20 protein-coding genes are annotated in these 19,757 nt (G+C 62.6%); 14 read left to right on the top strand and 6 right to left on the bottom strand.

The window, feature by feature from the left end; all coding sequences use genetic code 11:
• Positions 1-217 precede the first annotated feature (217 nt).
• The 4 genes from CKW21_RS16600 to CKW21_RS16585 are packed head-to-tail and all read right to left on the bottom strand — an operon-like array spanning position 218 to position 3,921.
• Complete coding sequence (locus tag CKW21_RS16600) at positions 218-1,009, bottom strand: ABC transporter permease (protein ID WP_095195036.1); 792 nt, start codon at positions 1,007-1,009, stop codon at positions 218-220.
• A complete protein-coding gene (locus CKW21_RS16595) occupies positions 1,006-1,737 on the bottom strand; it encodes an ABC transporter ATP-binding protein (RefSeq protein WP_095195035.1) in 732 nt (243 codons plus the stop codon). The genes CKW21_RS16600 and CKW21_RS16595 overlap by 4 nt, the downstream gene beginning before the upstream one ends.
• On the bottom strand, positions 1,734-2,708 hold the full coding sequence (locus CKW21_RS16590) for a YVTN family beta-propeller repeat protein (protein WP_095195034.1): 975 nt from the start codon (positions 2,706-2,708) through the stop codon (positions 1,734-1,736). The genes CKW21_RS16595 and CKW21_RS16590 overlap by 4 nt, the downstream gene beginning before the upstream one ends.
• A 28-nt stretch (positions 2,709-2,736) precedes the next feature.
• Positions 2,737-3,921: an ABC transporter substrate-binding protein gene (locus CKW21_RS16585; protein WP_095195033.1), complete on the bottom strand. Its 1,185-nt coding sequence runs from the start codon at positions 3,919-3,921 to the stop codon at positions 2,737-2,739.
• A 157-nt stretch (positions 3,922-4,078) separates the two neighbouring features.
• Here CKW21_RS16585 and CKW21_RS31830 point away from each other — a divergent pair, with 157 nt between their 5' ends.
• From CKW21_RS31830 to CKW21_RS16575, 3 genes are read left to right on the top strand one after another with little or no spacing between them, the layout of a single operon-like run.
• Entirely contained in the window at positions 4,079-4,201 is a 123-nt protein-coding gene (locus tag CKW21_RS31830; RefSeq protein ID WP_256590250.1) for a hypothetical protein, read from the top strand.
• A gap of 2 nt (positions 4,202-4,203) precedes the next feature.
• Positions 4,204-5,466: a histidine kinase gene (locus CKW21_RS16580; RefSeq protein ID WP_095195032.1), complete on the top strand. Its 1,263-nt coding sequence runs from the start codon at positions 4,204-4,206 to the stop codon at positions 5,464-5,466.
• Positions 5,463-6,101, top strand: a complete 639-nt coding sequence (locus CKW21_RS16575; RefSeq protein ID WP_095195031.1) for a response regulator transcription factor — start codon at positions 5,463-5,465, stop codon at positions 6,099-6,101. Before CKW21_RS16580 ends, CKW21_RS16575 begins: the two co-directional genes overlap by 4 nt.
• 129 nt (positions 6,102-6,230) lie before the next feature.
• On the opposite strand, the gene CKW21_RS16570 is transcribed toward CKW21_RS16575, so the two are convergent.
• Complete coding sequence (locus CKW21_RS16570; protein ID WP_095195030.1) at positions 6,231-6,869, bottom strand: pentapeptide repeat-containing protein; 639 nt, start codon at positions 6,867-6,869, stop codon at positions 6,231-6,233.
• Between the two features lie 137 nt (positions 6,870-7,006).
• Positions 7,007-8,896 carry a quinoprotein ethanol dehydrogenase gene (gene exaA / locus CKW21_RS16565; RefSeq protein ID WP_095195029.1) on the bottom strand — a complete coding sequence of 630 codons (1,890 nt, stop codon included), beginning with the start codon at positions 8,894-8,896 and terminating at the stop codon, positions 7,007-7,009.
• A gap of 253 nt (positions 8,897-9,149) precedes the next feature.
• On the opposite strand from exaA, the gene pedF reads away from it, so the two are divergent.
• From pedF to pqqE, 11 genes are all read left to right on the top strand, one after another.
• Positions 9,150-9,611, top strand: coding sequence for a cytochrome c-550 PedF (gene pedF / locus CKW21_RS16560; protein WP_095195028.1), 462 nt, complete (start codon positions 9,150-9,152; stop codon positions 9,609-9,611).
• Between the two features lie 3 nt (positions 9,612-9,614).
• A complete protein-coding gene (locus tag CKW21_RS16555) occupies positions 9,615-10,490 on the top strand; it encodes an ABC transporter substrate-binding protein (protein WP_095195027.1) in 876 nt (291 codons plus the stop codon).
• 9 nt (positions 10,491-10,499) lie between these two features.
• Positions 10,500-11,261, top strand: coding sequence for a quinoprotein dehydrogenase-associated SoxYZ-like carrier (locus tag CKW21_RS16550; RefSeq protein ID WP_095195026.1), 762 nt, complete (start codon positions 10,500-10,502; stop codon positions 11,259-11,261).
• Between the two features lie 16 nt (positions 11,262-11,277).
• Positions 11,278-12,216 carry a quinoprotein relay system zinc metallohydrolase 1 gene (locus CKW21_RS16545; RefSeq protein WP_095195025.1) on the top strand — a complete coding sequence of 313 codons (939 nt, stop codon included), beginning with the start codon at positions 11,278-11,280 and terminating at the stop codon, positions 12,214-12,216.
• Between the two features lie 255 nt (positions 12,217-12,471).
• Positions 12,472-14,247, top strand: coding sequence for a PQQ-dependent methanol/ethanol family dehydrogenase (locus tag CKW21_RS16540; protein WP_095195024.1), 1,776 nt, complete (start codon positions 12,472-12,474; stop codon positions 14,245-14,247).
• Positions 14,248-14,494: 247 nt separating this feature from the next.
• Positions 14,495-16,015, top strand: a complete 1,521-nt coding sequence (locus CKW21_RS16535) for an aldehyde dehydrogenase family protein (RefSeq protein WP_095195023.1) — start codon at positions 14,495-14,497, stop codon at positions 16,013-16,015.
• Between the two features lie 246 nt (positions 16,016-16,261).
• Entirely contained in the window at positions 16,262-16,333 is a 72-nt protein-coding gene (gene pqqA, locus CKW21_RS16530; RefSeq protein WP_095195123.1) for a pyrroloquinoline quinone precursor peptide PqqA, read from the top strand.
• 55 nt (positions 16,334-16,388) lie between these two features.
• Positions 16,389-17,303, top strand: coding sequence for a pyrroloquinoline quinone biosynthesis protein PqqB (pqqB, locus tag CKW21_RS16525; RefSeq protein ID WP_095195022.1), 915 nt, complete (start codon positions 16,389-16,391; stop codon positions 17,301-17,303).
• Positions 17,304-17,419: 116 nt separating this feature from the next.
• Entirely contained in the window at positions 17,420-18,172 is a 753-nt protein-coding gene (pqqC, locus tag CKW21_RS16520; protein ID WP_095195021.1) for a pyrroloquinoline-quinone synthase PqqC, read from the top strand.
• Positions 18,169-18,441: a pyrroloquinoline quinone biosynthesis peptide chaperone PqqD gene (gene pqqD / locus CKW21_RS16515; protein ID WP_095195020.1), complete on the top strand. Its 273-nt coding sequence runs from the start codon at positions 18,169-18,171 to the stop codon at positions 18,439-18,441. Before pqqC ends, pqqD begins: the two co-directional genes overlap by 4 nt.
• Positions 18,419-19,570: a pyrroloquinoline quinone biosynthesis protein PqqE gene (pqqE, locus tag CKW21_RS16510; RefSeq protein ID WP_095195019.1), complete on the top strand. Its 1,152-nt coding sequence runs from the start codon at positions 18,419-18,421 to the stop codon at positions 19,568-19,570. The genes pqqD and pqqE overlap by 23 nt, the downstream gene beginning before the upstream one ends.
• The last annotated feature ends 187 nt before the right edge of the window (positions 19,571-19,757 follow it).

Genomic DNA, 19,757 nt, shown 5'->3' with positions numbered 1-19,757 from the left:
TGCGCCCATTACATGCCAGTCGTGGTGGGTTGGGAATGCGACGATAGACAGGTAAAACCAGTACTAAAGTAGTAATTTTTTGTGCCAATCCCACGCACCATGAAGATCCCTGTGGGAGCGGGCTTGCCCGCGATAGCGGTCCATCGGTTGACATTGATTTTGAATGTGCGATCCCCATCGCTGGCAAGCCAGCTCCCACAGGGATTTGGGACATCCTTCAGGTGGATTTACGCAGGGCGGCATGCTGCGGGTTGAAGGTCAGTACGGCAAGGAGCGTGAACGTCAGAGTCAGCGCAGCACACACCGCCAACGCCAGCGGATTGAAACGCTCATACAGCGCAAAGCGCACCAGTTCCACCGCGTGGCTGAACGGGTTCACCGCGCACAGCCAGTACAGCCACTCGCTGGCCTCGCGCATTTTCCAAAGCGGATACAGCGCCGAAGACAGGAAAAACAGTGGGAAGATCACGAAGTTCATCACCCCGGCGAAGTTCTCCAGCTGGCGGATCGCGTTCGACAGTAATAACCCCAGAGCGCTGAGCATCAACGCCACCAGCAACAGCGCGGGCAGGGCGATCAACAGGCCCATGGCCGGCGGCTGCACGCCGTAAAGCCAGGCAATCGCCAGGAAGGCATACACCTGCAACAGTGAAATCAGCGACGTGGCCAGCAGCTTGCTGCACAGCAGAAAGGTCCGGGGCAGGGGGCTGGTCAGCAGCACGCGCATGCTGCCCATCTCACGGTCGTAGACCATCGCCAGCGAACCCTGCATGCCGTTGAACAGCAGGATCATGCAGGCCAGGCCCGGAATGATGTAGACCTCGTACGGAATATAGGTGTCGTAGGGCTCGATGATGGCGATGCCCAGTGCCGCGCGAAATCCGGCGGCGAACACCAGCAGCCACAGCAGCGGGCGCACCAGGGCGCTGAGAAAACGTGTGCGTTGCAGCACGAAGCGCAGCCATTCGCGCAGGACGATACCGCTGAAACATTGCCAGTAAGCGTTCATCGGGCCACTCCTGTGGTGGTCAGGCGAGTGAAGGCCGAACCCAGGTCGCCACCGTGTTCCAGGCTCAGTGCATCGGCCTGCCCACTGGCCACCAGGCGGCCCTGATGGAGAATCAACAAGTCGTCGCTGGGCTGTACTTCATCGAGCAGATGGGTGGTCCAGAGCACGCTGATCCGTTGCTCGTGACACAGGTTGCGAATGTGCCGGTTGAGCGCCAGGCGACTGGCCGGGTCGAGGCCGGCGCTGGCTTCGTCGAGCAGCAACAGGCGCGGTTCGTGCAACAGGGCGCGGGCGATTTCCACCCGCCGGCGATGGCCGCCATTGAGTTCGCGCACCCGCTCGCCACGGCGCTCACCCAGGGCCTGGCGGGCCAGTTCCGCCTCGACCCGCCACTCGGTCTGGCGGCGAGACAAGCCATGCAGCGCCGCGTGGTAATGCAGGTTTTGCTCGACGCTGAGGTCCAGATCCAGCGTGCTTTGCTGGAACACCACGCCCAATTGCTTGAGCGCCGGACGAGGCGCGTTGCGCAATGAACAGCCGCCGACGCGGATATCACCCTGCTGCAGTTCATAGAGTCGGGTCAGCAGGGCGATCAGGGTGGATTTGCCGGCGCCGTTGGGTCCCAACAGCGCGGCGAAACGCCCGGGCGCCAGGCTGAAGTTCACCTGGCGCAATGCCTCCCGAGGACCGTAGGCGAAGCTCAGGTCGCTGACCTCCAAGGCGTTCATGGCGTCACCACCACGCCCCACGGGTAACGCCCGACCTTCACCGACTTGCTGACCTTGAGGCTGTCGACATCGATCACCGACACATCGCCGCTGACGCCGTTGGTGGCGAGCAATTGTTTTTGATCCGGGGTGAACGCCAACTGCCAGACGCGTCGGCCCACCAACAGGTAGTCGAGGATCTCGAAGGTCTTGGCGTCGACGACCGCCACGTGATTGGCCGGGCCCAGGGCCACGAACGCGTACTTGCCGTCGGCGCTGAGCTTGATGCCCACCGGCTGCACCTTGTCCGGGTGAACGCCCTTGATCTGGAAGTTCAGGGTCTTGAGCACATTACGGCTGGCGACGTCGAGAATGGTCACCGTGCCACCGATTTCCGCCGAAGCCCAGAGTTGCACACCGTCATTGCTGAACTCGACGAAGCGTGGCCGTTGATCCACCAGCGTGCTGTCGGCCAGGGTCTGGGTGCTGGTGTCGATCCAGTGCAGCATGTTGGTGGTTTCGCTGGTGTTCACCGCCCACTTGCCGTCGGGGCTGACCGCCATGCCTTCGGGCTCGACGCCGACGCTGATCTGGCCGAGCACCTTGGAGGTCTCGGTGTCGATTACCGTGACCAGCGCATCGTCTTCGTTGGAGACGTACAGCCAGCGGTTGTTGGGGTGCAGGGCGAATTGCTCGGGGTCCTTGCCCGAGGGCAGTTCCTTGATGATCTTGCGGGTGGCCACGTCCATCACCTGGACCCGGTCCGAGTCGCTGGCGCAGATGTACAGCAACTTGTTGTCATGGGACAGCAGCAGACCACGGGGGCGCTGGCCGACGGGCAGGGTCTCGGTGACTTGCAGGGTCTGCATGTCGATCAGGCTCAGGTTGTTGTCCTTTTCATTGGAGACCCAGGCGGTGCTGGCGGCGGCATGGCCGGCGGCGAGCAGCACGGCCCAGGAAAGCAGGGAGCGGCAAAGCAGAGTGCGGCGCATGGCAGTTTCCTTGTTGTAGTTGTTGTGTTCAGGGAAAGCGGCAGCTCACCTCGGGCTTGTCGTAACCCAGGCTGTCCATCTCGTTGAAGGGGTGCAGAAAGCCGTCCTGGGGCGAGGTGCTGACCAGCGCCCGGGGTTGCACGATCGGAATCGGTTGGCGCAGTTGGCCGTTCCACGGCCGGTAACTGAGCTTGCGGCCCTTGAAACCGTCCAGCGGCAATTGATCGCTGATTTCCAGGTCACGGATGGCCATCGGGTCGCTCTGGCGCAGTTTGCTCACGGCGCTGGCGATGCTGCGCACGGCGATCCATGCGGCGAAATCGCGGTCGTTCATCCAGCGCCCGGCCAGCGCTTCGAAGCGTTTTTGCAACTGCGCGGCGCCGTAGGTTTCCACGGTCTTGTGCCAGCCCACCGGGGTCAGGCCCTGGGTGCCGGCGACCGGGCGCGGGTACCAGGTCTGGTACGGCACGTATTCGCCGAAGTCGCCGCGCTCATCGGCCACCAGTACCACGTCGTATTCGGCGGTCTGGGTAAACAGTGGCATATCGGCCTGGGCGCTGCGCCGTTGATCGTTATCGAAACGCCAGGGTTTTTCCGCCACCAGTTGCAGGCCGAAGCGCTTGGCGGCGCGGCGCAGAGCCGTGGCGTAGGCTTGATCGTCCACGGTCGGGCCGACGATCAGTAACGCCCGCTGCCATTTGCGCAGCACCAGAAATTGCGCCAGCGCATCGGCGAGCATCGCCCGGCTCGGCAGACTGTGCAGCACATTCGGCAGGCAATCGGTGGTGCGCAGGCTGTCGTCAGGGCTGCCGGCGTTGAACAACAGGCTGTCGGGCAGCGCCGCACTGAGCTGGCGCAGGCTGCTGGCCGGTGCGTTCACCACAAACAGGCGCAACCCTTGTTCATGTTGGGTTTTCGCAGCGATGAGCAAGGCTTCGGGGCTGTCGACATTGGCACCGGCCAGGCTGTAGCTGTGATTGAGAAAGCGCCCGGTGCTGTTGCTGTCGGTGATCGCCAGTTCAGCGCCGCGCTGCCCGGCGTCCGTGGGTTCGGGAATGACGTTGGACAGCAGCGGGCCGGGATCGGGGCGATAGCCCAGATAGCCGATCCGCACCTGCAACGGTGCGTCCGCGGCCTGGCTCTGGGTGGCCAGCCCGGCGGCGCAGGCAATCGCCAGCAGGTAGAACAGGGCGTAAGGGGCAAGCTGGCGCATAGGGCACTCCATTACAGGTAGCGCCAGCATAGGAAGCCCATTCAGTGGTGCAAATATGCAGAAAGTACCAACCGGCCAGTACCAAGGTAGTAGACCACCCCGGACGGCGCGGTTTTAGCATGGTCGACAACGGCCACTGCTCTGGAGGGGATTGACCATGCGTATCGTCAAGGCGCTGCTCCTGCCGTTTCTGCTGATTTTGACCCTGATCGGCGTCGACCGGCTTCACGCGCCGCGTCTTGCGCCGTTGCAGGTCATGCCCGCGACACTGGGGCGCTAGCCATGTCAGCCCTGTGGCGGATCAATCTGTGGGTCTGCGGTTTTTTCACCCTGGTCACCCTGGCGTGCATGCTGTTGCTGATGCATCAGGCGTTGGAGGATGTGGAGCGTGAACTGCAATCGGCCGAAGCGGTGGTCGAGTACCTGAGCGAAACCGCCGGGCGTGACCCGGTCACCCTGCAACCACGACTGACCGCCAGCCTGCGCCATGTGCGCGTACGCTGGCTGGCGCCGGATGAACAGCCACAGCTACCGGTGCAAGACGGACTCGATGCCTGGCTCGGGCGCCTGCTGTTCGCGCAAGTTCCTCATGGCGCAAGGCTGGTGGCGCTGGCGGATGGCCGACGGGTGCAGATTGCCGTGGACCCGCGCGATGAAATCGATGAAGTCCGGGATTCCCTGCAGCAACTGTTGAGCCTGTGTGCGCTGGCGCTGATGGTCAGTCTGTTGACGATCCGCTGGGCCGTGCGACGGGGCATGGGTTTGCTCGAAGAACTGCTGCGGGCGTTGCAGCAGGTTTCGGCTGGCCGGCTCAAGGTGCGCTTGCGTCCGCAGGGCGGACCGGAGACGCGGCAACTGGCCGCGCATTTCAACCGAATGACCGCTGCACTGGAACAGGCCGGTACCGATAATGCCAGGCTGACCCGGGCGCTGTTGGCGGTGCAGGAGCAGGAGCGCACGCAGCTGGCCCAGACCCTGCACGACGATCTCGGCCAGTACCTGGCCGGCATTCGTGCCCAGGCTTGCCTGTTGCGCCTGGTGGCGGATCGACCGGAGACCGTCGAACGCACGGTACGGGAGCTGGAACACAACTGCGAGCATCTGCAACAAGGCTTTCGTGCGCTGGTGCACAACCTCTATCCGGTGGTGTTGCAGCACTTGCCGCTGGCCGACGCTTTCGCCTTGCTGGTGGAGCAATGGCAGGGCCGCCAGGGCATCGATTGTCAGTTGCGGATCAGTGCGCAGTTACCGTCGCTGTCGGCAGCGGACAAGACCCATCTGTACCGCCTGCTGCAGGAAGCCCTGACCAACATCGCCCGCCATGCCGACGCCAGTCAGGTGCGGGTTCGTCTGCAACACCACGGTGCGCACTTGCGTCTGCTGGTGCGCGATAACGGTCGTGGTGCCGCGCCATCCCGGCGCCCCGGCGTCGGCCTGCATTCGATGCGCGAACGCGCCCGCAGCCTGGGCGGTGACCTGCGCATCATCAGCTACCCCGGCGCCGGATGGGCGCTGACCTTGCGCATGCCTTTGGAGGCTTCATGAATATTCTGCTGGTCGATGACCACGCGGTAGTCCGCCAGGGCTACGCCAGCCTGTTACGCGCCGTGTTGCCGGCGATGGAAGTCCGTGAAGCGGCGACCGGTGAAGAGGCGTTGATCCGGGTCCAGGAAAGCGTGCCGCATCTGGTGATCATGGATTTCGGCTTGCCGGGCATCAGTGGCCTGGAAACCACCCGACGACTGCGCCAACGCCTGCCGCAACTGCGGGTGCTGTTTTTCAGCATGCACGATGAATTGCCTTTGGTGCGTCAGGCACTGGACGCCGGGGCGTCGGGTTACCTGACCAAAAGCTCGGCGCCGCAGGTGTTGATCGAGGCCGTGCGCCGCGTCCTCGCCGGCCATGCCTACATCGAACAGCCGCTGGCCACTCAACTGGCCTGCCATCCGCAACAGGACGCCAGCGACCCGCGCCTGCAGAGCATGACCCAGCGCGAACTGGAGATTTTCGTGATGCTCGCCAAAGGCACCCCGGCGCGGCAAATTGCCGAACAGTTGAGCATCAGCAGCAAGACCGTGTCCAATCACCTGACATTGCTCAAGAGCAAACTGCAGGTCAGTTCCCATGCCGAACTGGTGCATCTGGGGATTGATATGGGGGTGGTGCGCAAGGCGGGGTGACGCAGGGTAGAGAACTGTGGGAGCGAGCCTGCTCGCGAAGAGGGCGGTACATTCAACATTGATGTCGCCAGACACACCGCCTTCGCGAGCAGGCTCGCTCCCACAGGGGCCCGAGTGTTGTTTTGAAAATCACCTGTCCCACGTCGTCGGGCACCCCGTGCAGCCCTCCATGTTCGCATCCTGGAAATTCGCATAATGCTGACGCGAGCCGCTCAGGTTGGCGTGGGCCAGGTTGCTTTCGCCCAGCTTGGCTTCTTGCAGGTTGGCGTCGCTGAGGTCGGCGTCCTTGAGGTCGGCCTTGCTCAGCCAGGTCATTTCCAGGTCGGCGGCGCGCAGGTTGGTGTGGTGCAGCCTGGCCCCGGAGAGGCGGGCGAATTGCAGGTAGGCGGCGCTGAGGTTGGCATTCTCGAATTGCGCACCCTGGGCGAACATTCCCCAGCCCTGGATCGCCATCAGATTGGCTGAGGTGAAATCAGCCAGTCGCGCGTTGCTTTGTTGCAGGCTGGCGCGGGTCAGGTTGGCGCCTTGCAGCCGGGCCTTTTCCAGGTTGGCCAGGTCGAGGCGGGCATGACGCAGGTCGGCCTCGCGCAGGTCGGCGCCGCTGAGGTTCATGTGGCGCAAGTCCTGGTTGCTCAGGTTGGCGCCCTTGAGATCGGCGCCGGGGCATTGGCTGTGTTCAGCGATGGTGCAGCCGTTGATGATCAGTGGGGTGTCTTGGGCGTACGCCGTGGTAACGCTCAATAGAAGAAGTAGAGGCAGATAGTTCATGGCAAATCTCCGGGTTCCCTTGTGGGAGCGAGCCCGCTCGCGATGGTCGTCAACGATGACGCGGGGTGTCTGGTGCACCACGGCGGTCTCGAGTCCTTCGCGAGCAGGCTCGCTCCCACAGAGAGGGGTGGGGTGGATTACTTCTGCGCTGTCTTGTTATCCCAGCTCGGGATCTTGAACACCCAGAACGACCCGCCCTGAGCCACCGGTTTGGTCAGCTCGGCCATGTCGCCGCCCCACAACGGCACCGCGCCGCCGTAGCCGACGGTCACGCCGATGTACTGCTCGCCATCCTGTTCCCAAGTGATCGGTGGCGAGACGATGCCGCTGCCGGTCTGGAACTTCCACAGCTCCTTGCCGGTTTTCGCATCGAAGGCCTTGAAGAAACCGTCACCGGTACCGGTGAACACCAGGTTGCCCTTGGTCGCCAGTACACCGGCCCACAACGGCAGGTGTTCCTTGTGCTCCCAGACCACTTTGCCGGTGGTCGGGTTCATCGCCCGCAGGGTGCCGACGTGATCGTCGTACATGCGCTTGATGCGAAAACCCATGCCCAGATAGGCCGAGCCTTTCTTGTAGCTGACCTCTTCAGTCCAGTATTCCTCTTTCCACTGGTTGCCCGGAATGTAGAACAGCCCGGTGTCCTGGCTGTAGGCCATGGGGTTCCAATTCTTGCCGCCGAGGAACGGGGGCGAGACTTCCACCGGTTTGCCCTTGGTTTCCCCCGGCAGCGGCTTGGCCGGACGCTGGCCCTCGTTTTCCACCGGACGCCCGGTCTTGAGGTCGATGTGGCTGGCCCAGGTGATGTTGTCGACGAAGGGGAAGGCGTTCTGCAATTTGCCGTTGTCGCGGTCGACCACGTAGAAGAAACCGTTGCGGTCGGCATGGCCGGTGGCCTTGACCGTTTTTCCGTCCTTGTCCTTGTAGTCGAACAGCACCAACTCGTTGTTGCCGGAGAAGTCCCAGGCATCGTTCGGCGTGTGCTGGTAGAACCATTTCACCTCGCCGGTACTCGGGTCGACGCCGACCTGGCCCGAGGTATAGAGGCTGTCGTAATCACGTGGGTTGCCGTCCTTGGAGGTGCGCGCCCAAGTGTTCCAGGGGCCGGGGTTGCCGGCACCGACAATGATCGTGTTGGTTTCGGCATCGAAACTGGCGCTCTGCCAAGGGGCGCCGCCGCCATGGCTCCAAGCCTCGACCTTGCCGGTTTCGGTAGTCGGATCGTTCGGCCACGACGGCGCCTTGACGTCGCCGGTCGGCGTACTGTCCTTACCGTTCAAGCGTCCCATGTGGCCTTCGACGAAAGGTCGCATCCAGACTTCTTCGCCAGTGTCCGGATCGCGGGCGAAGAGCTGCCCGACCACACCGAACTCATCGCCGGAACTGCCATGGATCAGCAGCACCTTGCCGCTGGTCTTGTCCTTGATCAGCACCGGCGCGCCGGTCATGGTGTAGCCGGCGGCGTGGTCGCCGAATTTCTTGTTCCACACCACTTTACCGGTGTTTTTGTCCAGGGCGATCAGTCGTGCATCGAGGGTGCCGAAGTAGATCTTGTCGCCGAAGATCGCCGCGCCACGGTTGACCACGTCGCAGCAGGGCCGAATGTTGTCCGGCAGGCGGTGGTTGTAGGTCCACAGGCGCTTGCCGGTCTTGGCATCCAGGGCGAATACCCGCGAATACGAACCGGTGACGTACACCACGCCGTCGCTGACGATGGCCTGGGATTCCTGGCCGCGCTGTTTCTCGTCGCCAAACGAATAGGACCAGGCCGGGGTCAGCTTGAACACGTTCTGGTCGTTGACCTGGGCCAACGGGCTCCAGCGCTGGGCGTTGGTGCCCATGCCGTACTGCAGCACGTCCTTGGTGGTCAGGTGATCGTTGGCGATATCTTCCCAGCTCACCTTGCCGGTGGTGGCCGGTGCGGTTTCGGCGTAACCGGCCGCGCTCAGGGACAGGCTGCCGACCAGCAGAAAAGCCTGCATGGCGAGGCTCAAGGGGGAAAGGGCGGGTAGCGATCTTATTGTCATGGTTGCAGTTCCCAGTGGAGGTTTTGACCTGCACAGGGTGGAGCGCCGGGCGTGCGACGGATACGGAAAAAGTCCCGCCATTGCCGGGAAAACTTCCCATGGACCACCTGATTTGGAAGTCCGTCCAACGCCTTACTACCAAGGGATTAGACGGCGGCCACCAAAGCAGCATGGGGCCATGGTCCCGGGGTTTCTAAGATGGCTGCCATAGCCTCTGCCAAGAGGTTTTGCGTGCAATCCTGAGGGCATAACAATGACAACAAAACGCAACGCCTTGCTCGCCACCGGGCTGTTGGCCGGTTTCATCAGTGCGGGTTCCGTCTGGGCCCATGGCAATGTGGTGCCGCAGGCCGTCGCCACTCAGGGCCTGACCCCGATCAAGGAGGCCGGGGTGCAACTGGACGCCGATGGCTGGGCCGCCGTGAACCCTTATCGCACGGCCCCGGAGCACGACAAGGCAGTGGAGATCGGTGCGTCGGCCTACAACCAGAACTGCGCGGCCTGTCATGGCCTGGAAGCCAAGTCGGGCGGGATCGCCCCGGATTTGCGCATGCTCGACGCCGGTGAGTCGGGCGATGAGTGGTTCGTGGAGCGGGTGCGCCATGGCGCGGTGCGTGACGGTCGGGTATACATGCCGAAAATGGCCGACTACCTGAGTCAGGAAGCCCTGTGGGCGGTGCGCACCTATCTGGACAGCGTCCGCGTCGAGGAGTGACCCATGCGCCTGCTCGCGGTGTTGATCAGCGCTGTGTGGCTGTGCTGCCAGTCGGTGCAGGCGCAGGTTCGCAACTATGACGAAATGATCGCCGCTGGCGAGTTGAAGGTGGCGGTCTACAAGGATTTTGCCCCCTACAGTTTTGAACAGTCCGGTCAGCCCCGTGGCGTTGACGTGGAACTCGCCCAGGCTTTGGCCAAGGCGTTGGGCGTGCGCCTGACGCTGATCTGGGTGCCTGCCGGCGAGAAGCTTGACGACGATCTGCGCGATTACATCTGGCGCAGCAGCCCGTTGCACAATCAGCAACTGGCCGACCTGATGATGCGCGTGCCTTACGACCGCGACTACGCGCAAAAGCGCAACGAATTCGGCGAGCTGGAGAACGGCCATGTGGTGATGTTCGGGCCGTACCAGAATGAGCAATGGCAAGTCGCCTACGACCGCCGCCGACTGGACAAGGTCGCCAGCGTCGCAGTGTTCGAGCAGCACCCGATCGGCGTCGAAGTCGACAGCGTGCCCTCGTTCTACCTGACCTCGGTGTTCAACGGCATGCTCGCTGGCAAGACCCGCCACTATCCGGGCGTGCCCCAGGCGTTCGCTGCGATGAAGGCCGGTGAGGTCGACGCGGTCATGGCCATGCGCGGCGAAATTGACTGGCAGGTGCATGAAGCAGCCGATCCACAATGGGCCCTGGCGCAGAACGCCTACCCGAACATGGGCAAGCAGCTCTGGGAGATCGGCATGGCGGTACACGAAAGCAACCGCCAATTGGCCTATGCCGTGGAAGAGGCGCTGGAGAGCCTGATCCGCGACGGTTCGGCGAAAACCCTCTACGACCATTACGGCCTGCGTTACGACGTGCCCGAGATGTACCAATAGGAGCAGGCGATGAAATGGCAAAGGCGTTGTCTGTTGGCCTGCTGTTTGAGCGTGGCGGCCCATGCCGCCGCCGTCGATCCCGGTAAAGACCCGCTGCCATCGGTGATGTGGAGCTTCTATCACAAGCAAATGCTCGGCGATGCGCCGTTTGTGTTCGATGAGCGGGTCAAGCTGTTGGCGCCGCCATTTGCCGAGGACGCGCGACAGGTGCCGCTGGAAATCGATGCCAGGGCGTTCAAGGGCGATGTCGTGAAAATCCTCGCCTGGGCCGAACTCAACCCCTTGCCGAAAATCGTCGATTTCGAGCCGCTGGCTGATGTGTTGCCCTGGCTGTCGATCCGCATCCGCGTCGAGCAGGCCACGCCCCTGCGTGCGGCGGTGTTGACCCGTGACGGCCTGTGGCATGTCGGTTCGACCCTGATTGATGCGGCCGGTGGCGGCTGCACCGCGCCGAGCGTGGTACGTACCCAGGCCGGTTGGGAAGAGCATATCGGTGAAGTGATGGGCGGCCGGTATCCGCGCGAGGATTTCAGTCGCCTGCGCCTGCAGGTGGCGCATCCGATGGACAACGGCATGGTCAGTGGCATCCCGGAGTTTTTCATCAATCAGGCTGAGCTGCGTAATCAGCATGATCGACTGCTGGCGCGCCTTGAACTGTTCCCCGCCGTCAGCGAAAACCCCAGCCTGGCGTTCGATATCGAAGGGGCAGGGCAGACGCGGCTGTTGTTGCGCGATAACAGCGGCAATCAATTCGATGCGGCCATACCCTGACCTGAAGGAACCTGTCATGCGCTGGATGCTGCTGTTGTTGATCGGCCTGTGTTTGCCGGTCATGGCCGATCTCGAATATTCGCTCAAGCCCAGGCAGATCGCCGAGGACACCTGGCTGCTGGAAGGTAGCACCGATAATTTCGCCAGGGACAATGGCGGCAACATCGTCAACACCGCGTTCATCGTCACCGAGCGTGGCGTCGTGGTGATTGATAGCGGCCCGTCCAGGCGCTATGGCGAGGCCATGCGCCGGGCCATTGCCGCCACCACCGACAAACCGGTGATCCGGGTCCTGCTGACCCATCATCACCCCGACCATGTATTGGGCAACCAGGCGTTTGCCGATGTGCCGATTGGTGCACTGGCCGGCACCACCGAACTGCTGCACAAGCAAGGCGATGCCATGGCCGAGAACATGTACCGGCTGGTGGGGGACTGGATGCGCGGCACCGAGGTGGTGCTGCCGAACCTTACGCTGACCCCTGGCGTGGAAAGTTTTGGGAATCATGATCTGCGCCTGCTAAGTCTGGGTGGGCATACCGGTGCGGATCTGGCTATTCTCGACCAGCAAACCGGCGTGCTGTTTGCCGGGGACCTGGTGTTTTATCAACGGGCACTGACCACGCCCAACAGCCCGGGGCTGTCGGTGTGGCTGGCCGACATCGCGACCCTGCAGGGGTTGCCCTGGACGCAGATCGTGCCCGGCCATGGACCGGTCGCCCGCGATGCCGGACCCTTTGCGCAAATGCGCGATTACCTGAACTGGCTCGACCAGTTGATGCGCGAGGGCGCGGCCCATGGCAGCGACATGGCCGAAATGATCCGCAGCCCCACCCCCGAGCGATTCGCCGGGATCAGCCTGAGTCGCTATGAGCTGATTCGCAGCGTCAGTCATTTGTACCCACGCTATGAGCGCGCCCGGATGACGCGGGTGGATTCCAATGCAAACAACTGACTCACCCCCATCCCCTGTGGGAGCGAGCCTGCTCGCGAAAGCGGTGTGTCATTCAGCAAAGTTGCAGCTGACACGACGCCTTCGCGAGCAGGCTCGCTCCCACAGGGGGCAGTTGTCCATTCCTTCCGAACCTGTACCAAGGAACTAGAAATCTCCACATTGCGGCCAATTGTTGTCAGGGCGGCGGCGCCCAAGAATCTGCTCCAGACCGGGAAAATTTCCCGGAAATAACAACAATCCGCAGAGGAAGCCGTCATGACTCAACCCGCACGTCGCCAGCCCTTCGTCTTGAGCCTGTTGCTCAGTGCCATGCTGTTGTCCGGCCAGGCATTGGCCGGGGTTTCCGACGAGGACATTCTTCAGGACCCCAAGAACCCGGAACAGGTCGTCACCAATGGCCTGGGCGTCCAGGGTCAGCGCTACAGCCCACTGGATATTCTCAACGTCGACAACGTCAAGGAACTGCGACCGGCGTGGGCGTTTTCCTTCGGTGGCGAAAAGCAGCGCGGCCAGCAAGCGCAACCGATGGTCAAGGACGGCGTGATGTACATGACCGGTTCCTACTCCCGGGTTTTCGCGGTGGATGCGCGCACCGGCAAGAAGCTCTGGCAGTACGATGCGCGCCTGCCGGACGACATTCGTCCTTGCTGCGACGTGATCAACCGGGGCGTCGCGTTGTACGGCGACCTGGTGATCTTCGGCACCCTCGACGCCAAGCTGGTGGCGCTGAACAAGGACACCGGCAAAGTGGTCTGGAGCAAGAAAGTCGCCGACCACAAGGAAGGCTACTCGATCAGCGCCGCGCCCCTGGTGATCAACGGCAAGCTGATTACCGGCGTGGCCGGTGGCGAGTTCGGGGTGGTGGGCAAGATCGAAGCCTACGACCCGAAAAACGGTAATTTGCTCTGGAGCCGTCCAACGGTCGAAGGCCATATGGGCTACGTCTACAAGGACGGCAAAGCCGTGGAAAACGGCATTTCCGGCGGCGAGGCAGGCAAGAGCTGGCCGGGCGACCTGTGGAAGACCGGGGGCGCGGCACCGTGGCTTGGCGGTTATTACGACCCGGAAACCAATCTGTTGCTGTTCGGCACCGGTAACCCGGCACCCTGGAACTCGCACCTGCGGCCGGGCGACAACCTCTATTCGTCGTCGCGCCTGGCACTCAACCCGGACGACGGCACCATCAAGTGGCATTTCCAGAGCACGCCTCACGACGGCTGGGACTATGACGGCGTGAACGAACTGGTGTCGTTCAACTACAGCGAAGGCGGCAAGGAAATCAAAGCGGCGGCCACTGCCGACCGTAACGGTTTCTTCTACGTGCTGGACCGCACCAACGGTAAATTCATCCGTGGCTTCCCGTTTGTCGACAAGATCACCTGGGCCACCGGCCTGGATAAGAACGGCCGGCCGATCTACAACGAAGCCGGCCGCCCCGGCGCGCCGGGTTCGGAGGCTAAAGGCAGTTCGGTGTTCGTCGCGCCGGCGTTCCTCGGTGCGAAAAACTGGATGCCGATGGCCTACAACAAGGACACCGGACTGTTCTACGTGCCGTCCAACGAGTGGGGCATGGACATCTGGAACGAGGGCATCGCCTACAAGAAAGGCGCGGCGTTCCTCGGCGCCGGGTTCACCATCAAGCCGTTGAACGAAGACTACATCGGCGTGCTGCGGGCCATCGACCCGAAAACCGGCAAGGAAGTCTGGCGCCACAAGAACTTCGCGCCGCTGTGGGGCGGGGTGCTGACCACCAAGGGCAACCTGGTGTTCACCGGCACGCCGGAAGGCTTCCTGCAGGCGTTCAATGCCAAGACCGGCGAAAAGGTCTGGGAATTCCAGACCGGCTCGGGCGTACTCGGCTCGCCCGTGACCTGGGAAATGGACGGCGAGCAGTACGTCTCGGTGCTCTCCGGCTGGGGCGGCGCCGTACCGCTGTGGGGCGGCGAAGTGGCCAAGCGGGTGAAGGACTTCAATCAGGGCGGCATGCTCTGGACCTTCAAACTGCCCAAGGATCTGGTGGCCAGGCACTGACCCCGGACCCACCACCTGACCCCTTGTGGGAGCGAGCCTGCTCGCGATAGCGGTGTGTCATTCAGCAAAGTTGTACCTGACACGTCGCCTTCGCGAGCAGGCTCGCTCCCACAGGAGAGGGATTGGAGTGAAACCTACGACCAAATAACGAGAGCCCCTCCTGCCAACGATGCATTCGTCCGGCGCGCGGGGCTCTCTAGTATCGGTTCATCGCCTGTACAGGCATCGACCCAGACAGAGGTTCATCATGATCTACGCCCAACCCGGAACACCCGGCGCCGTCGTTTCCTTCAAGCCCCGCTACGGCAACTTCATCGGCGGCGAATTCGTCGCGCCGGTCAATGGCGAGTACTTCACCAATACCTCGCCGGTCAACGGTGAAGTGATCGCCGAATTCCCACGCTCGAGCGCCGCCGACATCGACAAGGCCCTCGACGCCGCGCATGCCGCCGCTGATGCCTGGGGCAAGACCTCGGCCCAGGACCGCTCCCTGGTGCTGCTGAAAATCGCTGACCGTATCGAGCAGAACCTGGAAATCCTCGCCGTCACCGAAACCTGGGACAACGGCAAGGCCGTGCGTGAAACCCTCAACGCTGACGTACCGCTGGCGGCCGACCATTTCCGTTACTTCGCCGGCTGCATTCGCGCCCAGGAAGGTGGTGCTGCCGAGATCAACGAACTGACCACTGCCTATCACTTCCATGAGCCATTGGGCGTGGTCGGACAGATCATTCCGTGGAACTTCCCGCTGCTGATGGCCGCCTGGAAACTCGCGCCAGCCCTGGCCGCGGGTAACTGCATCGTGCTCAAGCCGGCGGAGCAGACGCCGTTGTCGATCATGGTTTTTGCCGAACTGATCGCCGATTTGCTGCCAGCGGGCGTGCTGAACATTGTCCAGGGTTTCGGTCGTGAAGCCGGCGAGGCGCTGGCCACCAGCAAGCGCATCGCCAAAATTGCCTTCACCGGCTCGACCCCGGTGGGTGCGCACATCCTGCATTGCGCCGCCGAGAACATCATTCCGTCCACCGTGGAGTTGGGCGGCAAGTCGCCGAACATCTTCTTCGAAGACATCATGAACGCCGAACCCGCGTTCATCGAAAAAGCCGCCGAAGGCCTGGTGCTGGCGTTTTTCAACCAGGGCGAAGTCTGCACGTGCCCATCCCGGGCGCTGGTGCAGGAATCGATCTACGAACCGTTCATGGCCCAAGTCATGAAGAAAATCGTCAAGATCAAGCGCGGCAACCCGCTGGACACCGAGACCATGGTCGGCGCCCAGGCGTCGCAGCAGCAGTACGACAAGATCCTCTCCTACCTGAACATCGCCCAGGAGGAGGGCGCCCAGTTGCTCACCGGCGGCGCGGCCGAGCGTCTGGAGGGCGACCTGTCCAGCGGCTACTACATCCAGCCGACGCTGCTCAAGGGCACCAACAAAATGCGCGTGTTCCAGGAAGAAATCTTCGGCCCGGTGGTGGGTGTCACCACCTTCAAGGACGAAGCCGAAGCCCTGGCCATCGCCAACGACACCGAGTTCGGCCTGGGCGCCGGCCTGTGGACCCGCGACATCAACCGCGCCTATCGCATGGGCCGCGCGATCAAGGCCGGGCGGGTGTGGACCAACTGCTACCACCTGTACCCGGCGCATGCTGCGTTCGGTGGCTACAAGAAGTCCGGTGTCGGCCGGGAAAACCACAAGATGATGCTCGACCATTATCAGCAGACCAAAAACCTGCTGGTGAGCTACGACATCAATCCGCTCGGGTTCTTCTGACTTCCTGAAAACACCACATCTCCATTGTGGGAGCGAGCCTGCTCGCGAATGCGGCCTGACATCCAGCATCAATGTTGAATGTACTGGCCTCTTCGCGAGCAGGCTCGCTCCCACAGTGGTTTTGTGTGTTCGCCACCCCCTACCAACGCACCCCCAAACCTCCTTCGAAAGTAGCATTCGGGTGTCCTGCGCCCCGTGCATTAATGGTGCTACCGGAATCGCCCGGCACAAGAAGAGGAATGACCCATGTGGACTAAACCCGCGTTTAACGATCTGCGCATTGGCTTCGAAGTGACGATGTATTTCGCCAACCGTTGATTATTCACCCGGCCAGCCATTGCGTTGGCCGGGCCTGCCTTCTGGAGCATTGCTCATGCACATCCGCGTTCTGGGTTCCGCCGCCGGTGGTGGTTTTCCGCAGTGGAACTGCAATTGCCGCCAATGCGCCGGCGTGCGCAATGGCAGCCTGCGCGCGCAGCGACGTACGCAGTCATCGATCGCCCTGAGCGACAACGGAGTGGACTGGGTGCTGTGCAATGCTTCACCGGACATCCGCGCGCAATTCGAGAGTTTTGCGCCGCTGCAACCGGCGCGTCGGTTACGCGATACCGCCATCGCCGGCGTGGTGCTGCTGGACAGCCAGATCGATCACTGCACCGGTCTGCTGAGCCTGCGCGAAGGCTGCCCGCATGACGTGTGGTGTACCCAACGGGTTCATCAGGACCTCAGCAGTGGCTTCCCGCTGTTCCCCATGCTCAGTCACTGGAATGGCGGGTTGCAGTGGCAGCCCATAGGTCTGGATCGTGAGCCGTTCAGTATCGGTGCCTGCGAGCACCTGAGGTTTCACGCGATTCCACTGGTCAGCAATGCACCACCGTATTCGCCCCATCGTGGCAACCCGCAACCGGGGGACACCATTGGCTTGTTCATTGAAGACCTGCGCAGCGGCGCTTCATTGTTCTACGCGCCAGGGTTGGGGCAAGTCGACGACGAAGTGCTGGGCTGGCTGCAGCGCGCCGATTGCCTGCTGCTGGATGGCACCCTGTGGCGCGACGACGAGATGCGCGTTTGCGAAGTCGGGCAGAGCCTTGGCAGCGAAATGGGCCATCTGGCCCAGAGCGGGCCCGGCGGCATGCTTGAACTGTTGGAAGGTTTTCCCCGCCAGCGCAAGGTGCTGATTCACATCAACAACACCAATCCGATCCTCGACGAAGACTCGGCCGAACGGGCGCTGCTGGAGCGGCGGGGGATCGAAGTGGCTTACGACGGCATGGATATTGTGCTGTAGCGACTGACGCCTTCGCGAGCAGGCTCGCTCCCACAAGGGCACCGCAATCCACTGTGGGAGCGAGCCTGCTCGCGAAGGGGCCAGACCAGACACCGCAAAGCCTCCAGGAGATCGTAATGACCGATACAGCAATGACCCCCACCGAATTCGAAGCCGCCCTGCGCGCCAAAGGCGCCTACTACCACATCCACCACCCCTACCACGTGGCGATGTACGAAGGCCGCGCCACCCGCGAGCAGATCCAGGGCTGGGTCGCCAATCGCTTCTATTACCAGATCAACATCCCGCTCAAGGACGCCGCGATCCTCGCCAATTGCCCCGACCGGGAAGTGCGCCGCGAATGGCTGCAACGCATCCTCGATCACGACGGCGTGCCCGGCAGCGAAGGCGGCATCGAAGCCTGGTTGCGCCTGGGCGAAGCGGTGGGGCTGGATCGCGAGCAGGTCCTGTCGCAGGAACTGGTCCTGCCGGGTGTACGTTTCGCCGTGGACGCCTACGTCAATTTCGCCCGTCGTGCCTGTTGGCAGGAAGCGGCCAGCAGCTCGCTGACCGAACTGTTCGCGCCGCAGATCCATCAATCGCGGCTCGACGCCTGGCCCAGCCATTACCCGTGGATCGACGTCGCCGGCTACGACTACTTCCGCGCGCGGCTGAGCCAGGCCCGGCGCGATGTCGAACACGGCTTGCGCATCACCCTCGCGCATTACGTCACCCTCGAGGCCCAACAACGCATGTTGCAGATTCTGCAATTCAAGCTGGATGTGCTGTGGGGCATGCTCGATGCCATGAGCATGGCCTATGAACTGCAACGCCCGCCGTATCACACCGTCACCCGCGACCACGTCTGGCATCGGGGGATTGCCCTGTGAGCCTGATCGACCGCGAGCAGTCACCGTCGTTGCGCCGGGGGTTTCGCCTGCAATGGGAGCCGCGCCAGGACTGCCATGTGCTGCTGTACCCCGAAGGCATGATCAAGCTCAACGCCAGCGCCGGGCAGATTCTCAATCTGCTGGATGGTGAGCGCAGCGTCGCAGCGATCATTGATCGGCTGACGGCGGATTTCCCGGGCGTACCGGGGATCGACGAGGATGTGCTGGCGTTTCTGGAGGTGGCCCATGCGCAGTTCTGGATCGAGTGATGCGCCGCCGGGGCAGCCGGGGCCGCCGCTGTGGTTGCTGGCGGAGTTGACCTATCGCTGCCCGCTGCAATGCCCGTATTGCTCCAACCCACTGGACTTTGCCCGCCACGGCGAGGAATTGAACACCGAAGAATGGATTCGCGTGTTCCGCGAAGCACGGGACATGGGCGCCGCGCAACTGGGATTCTCCGGTGGCGAGCCACTGGTGCGTCAGGATCTGGCGCAGTTGATCAAGGCCGCGCGGGACATGGGTTACTACACCAACCTGATCACCTCGGGGATCGGCCTGACCGAGCAGAAGGTACGCGACTTCAAGGTCGCCGGGCTGGACCATATCCAGATCAGTTTCCAGGCCGCCGACGAAGCGGTGAATAACATGCTGGCCGGCTCGCGCAAGGCCTTCGCCCAAAAGCTCGCCATGGCCCGGGCGGTGAAAGCCCAGGGCTATCCGATGGTGCTGAACTTCGTCACCCATCGGCACAACATCGACCGGATCGCGCAGATCATTGAGCTGTGCCTGGATCTGGAAGCGGATTTCGTCGAACTGGCCACCTGTCAGTTCTATGGCTGGGCCGAGCTCAACCGCGTCGGCCTGTTACCGACCCGCGAGCAGTTGCAGCGTGCCGAGCGCATCACTAACGAGTACCGCGAGCGACTTGAGGCGCAAGGCCATCCGTGCAAGTTGATCTTCGTCACCCCGGATTACTACGAGGAACGCCCCAAGACGTGCATGAACGGATGGGCCAACCTGTTTCTCGACATCACCCCCGACGGCACGGCGTTGCCGTGTCACAGCGCCCGGCAATTGCCGGTGCAGTTTCCCAACGTGCGCGAACAGAGTATCGAGCACATCTGGAACGATTCCTTCGGTTTCAACCGATTCCGTGGCGATGCCTGGATGAAGGAGCCGTGCCGTTCCTGCGATGAAAAACACAAGGATCTGGGAGGCTGCCGCTGCCAGGCCTTCATGCTGACCGGTGATGCCGACAATGCCGACCCGGTGTGCAGCAAGTCGCCGCACCATGGCGTCATTCTCAAGGCACGGGAGGAAGCCGAAGCGCCGGGGCAGGGCATGGAGCACCTGACGTTGCGCAATGAGAAGGCGTCGCGGCTGATCTACCGCGGATAAATGGAGCGCCGATCACCTTGTGAGAGCGAGCCTGCTCGCGAAGAGGCCGTCACATTCAATATCGTGGGAGACTGACCCACCGCTTTCGCGAGCAGGCTCGCTCCCACAGGGATTTTCAGCGTCAGGAGGATCCGGGCAGATGACCTTGGTCTGATTGCATTCGCAGCCGGATGCGTTAGTGTGGCTT

The sequence above is a fragment of the Pseudomonas sp. Irchel 3A7 genome (genome assembly GCF_900187565.1).
GTDB lineage: Bacteria > Pseudomonadota > Gammaproteobacteria > Pseudomonadales > Pseudomonadaceae > Aquipseudomonas.
This window is presented reverse-complemented; position numbering and strand designations above follow the sequence as displayed.

Bases quoted from the DNA above. Each gene is read 5' to 3' on its own strand.
- CKW21_RS16575 (WP_095195031.1), top strand. From the start codon at position 5,463: ATGAATATTCTGCTGGTCGATGACCACGCGGTAGTCCGCCAGGGCTAC.
- CKW21_RS16585 (WP_095195033.1), bottom strand. From the start codon at position 3,921: ATGCGCCAGCTTGCCCCTTACGCCCTGTTCTACCTGCTGGCGATTGCC.
- pqqC (WP_095195021.1), top strand. From the start codon at position 17,420: ATGACCGATACAGCAATGACCCCCACCGAATTCGAAGCCGCCCTGCGC.
- CKW21_RS31830 (WP_256590250.1), top strand. From the start codon at position 4,079: ATGCGTATCGTCAAGGCGCTGCTCCTGCCGTTTCTGCTGATTTTGACC.
- CKW21_RS16550 (WP_095195026.1), top strand. From the start codon at position 10,500: ATGAAATGGCAAAGGCGTTGTCTGTTGGCCTGCTGTTTGAGCGTGGCG.
- CKW21_RS16535 (WP_095195023.1), top strand. From the start codon at position 14,495: ATGATCTACGCCCAACCCGGAACACCCGGCGCCGTCGTTTCCTTCAAG.
- CKW21_RS16545 (WP_095195025.1), top strand. From the start codon at position 11,278: ATGCGCTGGATGCTGCTGTTGTTGATCGGCCTGTGTTTGCCGGTCATG.
- CKW21_RS16580 (WP_095195032.1), top strand. From the start codon at position 4,204: ATGTCAGCCCTGTGGCGGATCAATCTGTGGGTCTGCGGTTTTTTCACC.
- CKW21_RS16540 (WP_095195024.1), top strand. From the start codon at position 12,472: ATGACTCAACCCGCACGTCGCCAGCCCTTCGTCTTGAGCCTGTTGCTC.
- pedF (WP_095195028.1), top strand. From the start codon at position 9,150: ATGACAACAAAACGCAACGCCTTGCTCGCCACCGGGCTGTTGGCCGGT.
- exaA (WP_095195029.1), bottom strand. From the start codon at position 8,896: ATGACAATAAGATCGCTACCCGCCCTTTCCCCCTTGAGCCTCGCCATG.
- CKW21_RS16595 (WP_095195035.1), bottom strand. From the start codon at position 1,737: ATGAACGCCTTGGAGGTCAGCGACCTGAGCTTCGCCTACGGTCCTCGG.
- pqqE (WP_095195019.1), top strand. From the start codon at position 18,419: ATGCGCAGTTCTGGATCGAGTGATGCGCCGCCGGGGCAGCCGGGGCCG.
- pqqB (WP_095195022.1), top strand. From the start codon at position 16,389: ATGCACATCCGCGTTCTGGGTTCCGCCGCCGGTGGTGGTTTTCCGCAG.
- CKW21_RS16570 (WP_095195030.1), bottom strand. From the start codon at position 6,869: ATGAACTATCTGCCTCTACTTCTTCTATTGAGCGTTACCACGGCGTAC.
- CKW21_RS16555 (WP_095195027.1), top strand. From the start codon at position 9,615: ATGCGCCTGCTCGCGGTGTTGATCAGCGCTGTGTGGCTGTGCTGCCAG.
- CKW21_RS16600 (WP_095195036.1), bottom strand. From the start codon at position 1,009: ATGAACGCTTACTGGCAATGTTTCAGCGGTATCGTCCTGCGCGAATGG.
- CKW21_RS16590 (WP_095195034.1), bottom strand. From the start codon at position 2,708: ATGCGCCGCACTCTGCTTTGCCGCTCCCTGCTTTCCTGGGCCGTGCTG.